Below are 5,322 nucleotides of genomic sequence, written 5' to 3'. Positions count from 1 at the left end.
GAGCCGAGGCGGCCGGTCAGGCCCGAGCCGCCGGGAGCGAAGCCCGCCTGCGGGCGCACCCACCGCGGGTTGTCGGACCCCGGCCCCGCCGAGCCCCCGCCGCCGGGCGGAGCCCTAGTCGCCGACCTGCTGGAAGGCGCTCACCGACGCGTTCGCCGAGTCCGTGCCCTTGGCCGCCACCGGGCCGAACTTCCAGGGGAAGCTCTTCGCGTCGCCGCCGCCCGGCAGGGTGACCTCCATGGTGCCGGCGTCGAGCGCCTTGGCGTCGCCGTCCGCGCCGCGGGTGTAGGAGACGGTGAAGGTCGCCGACGCGCCCTTGGCCAGCTTCAGGGTCTGGGCCTGCGCGCCCTCGCTGGCCGACAGCTTCACCGAGCGGTCGCCCTGGCGCAGGACGACGCCGGGGAAGTGGTCCAGGGTGCAGGGGGCGCTCTGGTTGGTGATGCTGACCGGCACCTCGCCGGTGTCCCCGGCGGCGGGCGCGACGCTCGCGGAGCCGACCTCCAGGGCCACCGCGCCGGTCGCGCAGCCCGATCCGGCCTTGCTCTTGGCGCCGTCCGCACCGCCGCTGCCGCCGTCGTCGCAGGCGGTCAGGGCGAGGGCGGCGGCCAGAGCGGTGAGGGTGAGCGGGATGACGCGGCGCATGTACTGGTCCCATCGAGGTCGTGTACGTCTCCCCGCATCATGGCGCCTCGGCGCGGCGTCCGAGCACGCACCCCCGCCGATTCACCAGGACGAGGACCGCCTAGGACGGCTGGAGACTCGTCGGCAGCCCGGTGGGCAGCTTGCCGCCCTCCGCCCTGGTGTACGACTCCGACCCGGCACTGCCCTTCCAGGTCACCTTCAGCGCCTTGCCGTCGACGGAGTCGACCGTGCCCTCGGCCCGGCTGTCGTCGCCGCTCTGGCAGGTGAGCCGGATCACGCCCTGGCCCGCCCGCTCGCCCGCCGTACCGCTGCACACCGTGCCGCCGGTGACGAAGAGCCCGGCCTGCTTGCCGGTGATGACCAGGGCGACGATCTTGCCGCCGCCGGTGGTGATCCAACTGCCCTGGAGCCGGTCCGAGGCCCCGGCGCCGCCGGAGCCGTCCGAGCCGGAGGGGGCGGGGGCCGCGCTGCTCGTCGTGGGGGAGTCGTCCGGGGAGCCGTCCCCGCCGCACGCCGTCACGGTCAGCGCGAGCGCGCCCACCAGTCCCGCCGCCGCAGCGGCTCGTACCTTCGCCGTCGTCACGTCACGCTCCCAACCAGTAGCCGGTCGCCCCGCCGGCCGTGCGCGAGGCCCCCCAGAGCCGGAGGTCCGCAGCAAGTTACCAGCCGTTACCCGCGGGAATCCGGGACACCGGGCAACAACAAGGGCCCGGCGCGCGTCTTGCCCCTGGGCGGGACGTTCCGTTTTGGACGACCTGGCGCGGAAGCACGGGCGCGGCGCGCGCTCGCGCATGCCCGGAGCCGCTTTCGGGCATGCGCGTCAACACCACCTGCCCCAGCGGCTCGGGTAAAGCGGACGTCAAAGCTGTAACCGCAGGAACACCCGCCGTGCACGTGCATCTGCTCATTCATCTGCACATGAACAAGGTTATGATCCGGGTCGATCGACCATGGCCACATCAGACAGTGCACAGCGGGGAGCGACCTGTGGACCGCTACGTTGACGGCGTGTACGGGGGGTACGACGTGTACAACGGCATGGCTGCCACGCAGCTGGACGGCGTGGCCTGGCAGAAGAGCCGCCACAGCAACTCCCAGGGGTCCTGCGTGGAGTTCGCGCGGCTGCCCGGCGGCGAGGTCGCGGTGCGCAACTCGCGCTTCCCGGACGGCCCCGCGCTGGTCTACACCCGCGCGGAGATCGAGGCGATGCTGCTCGGCATCAAGGACGGCGAGTTCGACCACCTCATCGCCGGCTGACCCCGCCGTCGGCGGCCCCGGGCGGCAGCCGGTCCGGCAACGATGTCAACCCGCGTGACCGGCAAGGGAGTCGGACGCCCCGGTCGTCCTGCCCGAGGTCCCCTAATCGAGGCCGTCCTGCCCGAGGTCGTCCTTCCCCAGCCGGAACAGCGCCCACACCAGCTTGCCCCCGCCGTCGCCCAGGGCCGGGTGCCATCCCCAGCCGTCCGCGAAGGACTCCACCAGCAGCAGCCCGCGCCCGGACTCGGCGGAGAAGTCGTCCTCGGTCTCGCGCGGCACCGGGCTCTCGTCGCTCGGGTCGCGCACCGCGCACACCAGCCGCCCGGTCCAGTGCAGCAGATGCAGCCGGACGGGCGCCGACTGCCCGGCACCGGGCGGGAGTTCGGCGGGCATGGCATGGCGCAGCGCGTTGGTGACGAGTTCGGAGACGACCAGGGCGATGTCGTCGAAGCGGTCGCCGACGTCCCACGGGCCGAGGGTGGAGCGGGTGAAGTTCCGTGCCTCGCGGACGGCCTCGTAGCGGGCCGGCAGCGCGCAGGAGGCGGCGCCGGACACGGCAGAGGGGTCCAGTGGAGGAAGGCCCTGCCGTAACGGCTTGAGCATGGTCGATCCATTCGTCCCCATGCGAGGCACTCCCGGAATTCGCGGTCGTTGCGAGGCAGCGGTGGCGCGGCACCCATGGTTTCGGATGCGCACAGCAGATGCAAGGGCAGATGCACGTGCACGCGGCCGAAATCGCCCTGCGCGTACCGCTTCTTGGCCATTTTTTCCGCCATCGACGCGCACATCGGCGCCAGTGGTCGTGACCTCTGGCACGCAGAAACGGTTCACCTCTTTCCGTTTCCGTAACCGCACGAGTACTGCTTGGAGTGTTTTAGTGGCAGACTCAGGCACTTGCGGATGGTTGGGGAGGCGACGTACGTGAGCGCGGGAGAGCCCGGATCGGTGGTGCGGCGGATGCTGCTCGGCTCGCAACTCAGGCGGCTGCGGGAAGCGCGGGGGATCACACGCGAGGCGGCGGGTTACTCGATCCGCGCCTCCGAGTCGAAGATCAGCCGGATGGAGCTGGGCCGGGTGAGCTTCAAGACCAGGGACGTGGAAGACCTGTTGACGCTCTACGGCATCGACGACGAGGCGGAGCGCGAGTCGCTGCTCTCCCTCGCGCGGGAGGCCAACGTGGCGGGCTGGTGGCACAGTTACTCCGACGTGCTGCCGAGCTGGTTCCCCACCTATGTGGGTCTGGAGGGCGCCGCGCACCTCATCCGGGTCTACGAGGTGCAGTTCGTGCACGGCCTGCTCCAGACCGAGGACTACGCCCGCGCGGTGGTCCGGCGCGGCATGCGGGGCGCGAGCGCGGCGGACATCGAGCGGCGGGTGGCGCTGCGCCTGGAGCGGCAGAAGCATCTGCTCGGCGACCACGCGCCCGAGTTCCACATCGTGCTCGACGAGGCCGCCCTGCACCGCCCCTATGGCGACCGCGAGGTCATGCGCGGCCAGCTCCGGCACCTGATCGAGGTCTCCGAGCGGCCCAACGTGCGCCTTCAGGTCATGCCCTTCGCCTTCGGAGGGCACTCCGGCGAGAGCGGCGCCTTCACCCTGCTCAGCTTCCCCGAGTCGGACCTCTCCGACGTGGTCTACCTGGAGCAGCTCACCAGCGCGCTCTACCTGGACAAGCGCGAGGACGTCGCCCAGTACGAGCACGCCCTCAAGGAACTCCAGCAGGACAGTCCGGGTCCCGAGGAGAGCCGTGACCTCATCCGAAGGCTCTCCGAACAGGTCTGATGCACAAGGGAGTTGAGGAGTCGCGCGCTCCTCGCTCTCCGTAGCGCACCAGTACGATGGCCCGTGATCAGCACCTGGCGTGACTCAGCCGTACGCTCACGATTGAGGGATCACATGGCGGTCTTTTTCAGCGACCTGGCCCAGCAGTACATCGACGGCGAATGGCGACCGGGCACCGGCTCCTGGGACGTCATCGACTTCAACCCGTACGACGACGAGAAGCTCGCCTCGATCACCGTGGCCTCGGTCGACGAGGTGGACCAGGCGTACCGGGCCGCCGAGCGCGTGCAGAAGCAATGGGCGCGCACCAGCCCTTACGCGCGTCGCGCGGTCTTCGAGCAGGCCCTCGCCCTGCTGGAGGAGCGCGAGGAGGAGATCGCCGAGCTGATCGTCGCCGAGCTGGGCGGCACCCGGGTGAAGGCCGGCTTCGAGCTGCACCTCGCCAAGGAGTTCCTGCGCGAGTCGGTGCACCTGGCGCTGGCCCCCGAGGGCCGCATACTGCCCTCCCCCTTGGAGGGCAAGGAGAACCGCCTGTACCGGGTCCCGGTCGGCGTGGTGGGCGTGATCAGCCCCTTCAACTTCCCCTTCCTGCTGTCGCTGAAGTCGGTCGCCCCGGCGCTCGCGCTCGGCAACGGCGTGGTCCTCAAGCCGCACCAGAACACCCCGATCGTGGGCGGCACCCTGATCGGCAAGCTCTTCGAGGACGCGGGCCTGCCCGGCGGGCTGCTCAACGTGGTCGTCACCGACATCGCGGAGATCGGGGACGCCTTCCTCGAGCACCCGGTGCCGCGGGTCATCTCCTTCACCGGCTCCGACGCCACGGGCCGCCATGTCGCCACCGTGTGCGCCGCGAACTTCAAGCGGGCGGTGCTCGAACTCGGTGGCAACAGTGCCCTGGTGGTGCTGGACGACGCCGATCTCGACTACGCGGTGGACGCGGCCGTCTTCAGCCGGTTCGTGCACCAGGGGCAGGTCTGCATGGCCGCCAACCGGGTGCTGGTGGACCGTTCGGTGGCGGAGGAGTTCACCGAGAAGTTCGTCGCCAAGGTGCGCTCCCTGCCGGTGGGCGACCCGCGCGACCCGGCCACGGTCATCGGCCCGGTCATCAGCTCCACGCAGGCGAACGCCCTTGCCGGGGTGGTCGAGCAGGCGCTCGCGGAGGGGGCCACGGCGCTGCTGCGCGGCTCGGTGGAGGGGAACCTGGTCGCGCCCAGCGTGCTCACCGACGTGCCCGAGGGGTCGGAGCTGCTGCGGCAGGAGGTCTTCGGGCCGGTCGTCTTCCTCGTCCCGTTCGACGGCGAGGAGGAGGCGGTCCGCATCGTCAACGACACCCCGTACGGGCTCAGCGGCGCCGTCCACACCGGTGACATCGAGCGCGGCGTGGCCTTCGCGCGGCGGATCGACACCGGGATGTTCCATGTGAACGACGGCACCGTGCACGACGAGCCGATCGTGCCCTTCGGCGGTGAGAAGCACTCCGGCATCGGCCGGCTGAACGGCGAGACGACCCTGGAGGCGTTCACCACCACCAAGTGGATCTCGGTGCAGCACGGGCGCAGCGGCTTCCCGTTCTGAGCCGCCGCGGGAAACTTCGCCGTCACGGGCCATTGAGGACAGGATCTGACCTCAATGGCCCGTGAC

Annotated in this window: 6 protein-coding genes; 3 read left to right on the top strand and 3 right to left on the bottom strand. The window is 70.9% G+C overall.

Annotated features, from left to right (window positions below; genetic code table 11):
• Nucleotides 1-114: 114 nt before the first annotated feature.
• Entirely contained in the window at nucleotides 115-642 is a 528-nt protein-coding gene (locus tag CCN33_RS22815; RefSeq protein WP_086695389.1) for a DUF4232 domain-containing protein, read from the bottom strand.
• A gap of 100 nt (nucleotides 643-742) precedes the next feature.
• Nucleotides 743-1,225: a hypothetical protein gene (locus CCN33_RS22810; RefSeq protein WP_086695388.1), complete on the bottom strand. Its 483-nt coding sequence runs from the start codon at nucleotides 1,223-1,225 to the stop codon at nucleotides 743-745.
• Between the two features lie 455 nt (nucleotides 1,226-1,680).
• Here CCN33_RS22810 and CCN33_RS22805 point away from each other — a divergent pair, with 455 nt between their 5' ends.
• A complete protein-coding gene (locus tag CCN33_RS22805; protein WP_202440822.1) occupies nucleotides 1,681-1,899 on the top strand; it encodes a DUF397 domain-containing protein in 219 nt (72 codons plus the stop codon).
• Between the two features lie 102 nt (nucleotides 1,900-2,001).
• Here the strand turns inward: CCN33_RS22805 and CCN33_RS22800 are convergent, their stop codons facing one another.
• A complete protein-coding gene (locus CCN33_RS22800; protein WP_086695386.1) occupies nucleotides 2,002-2,523 on the bottom strand; it encodes an ATP-binding protein in 522 nt (173 codons plus the stop codon).
• 333 nt (nucleotides 2,524-2,856) lie between these two features.
• Between CCN33_RS22800 and CCN33_RS22790 the strand changes: the two genes are divergently transcribed.
• Together CCN33_RS22790 and CCN33_RS22785 are read left to right on the top strand one after the other, a co-directional pair.
• Nucleotides 2,857-3,681 (top strand): helix-turn-helix domain-containing protein, encoded by an 825-nt coding sequence (locus tag CCN33_RS22790; RefSeq protein ID WP_086695390.1) that lies wholly within the window; start codon nucleotides 2,857-2,859, stop codon nucleotides 3,679-3,681.
• A gap of 114 nt (nucleotides 3,682-3,795) precedes the next feature.
• On the top strand, nucleotides 3,796-5,256 hold the full coding sequence (locus CCN33_RS22785) for an aldehyde dehydrogenase family protein (protein WP_086695385.1): 1,461 nt from the start codon (nucleotides 3,796-3,798) through the stop codon (nucleotides 5,254-5,256).
• Nucleotides 5,257-5,322 lie beyond the last annotated feature (66 nt).

This window comes from Streptomyces recifensis (genome assembly GCF_002154615.1).
Classification (GTDB): domain Bacteria; phylum Actinomycetota; class Actinomycetes; order Streptomycetales; family Streptomycetaceae; genus Streptomyces; species Streptomyces griseoluteus.
Note: the sequence above shows the minus strand (reverse complement) of the source record. Positions and strands in the feature narration are given on the sequence as shown.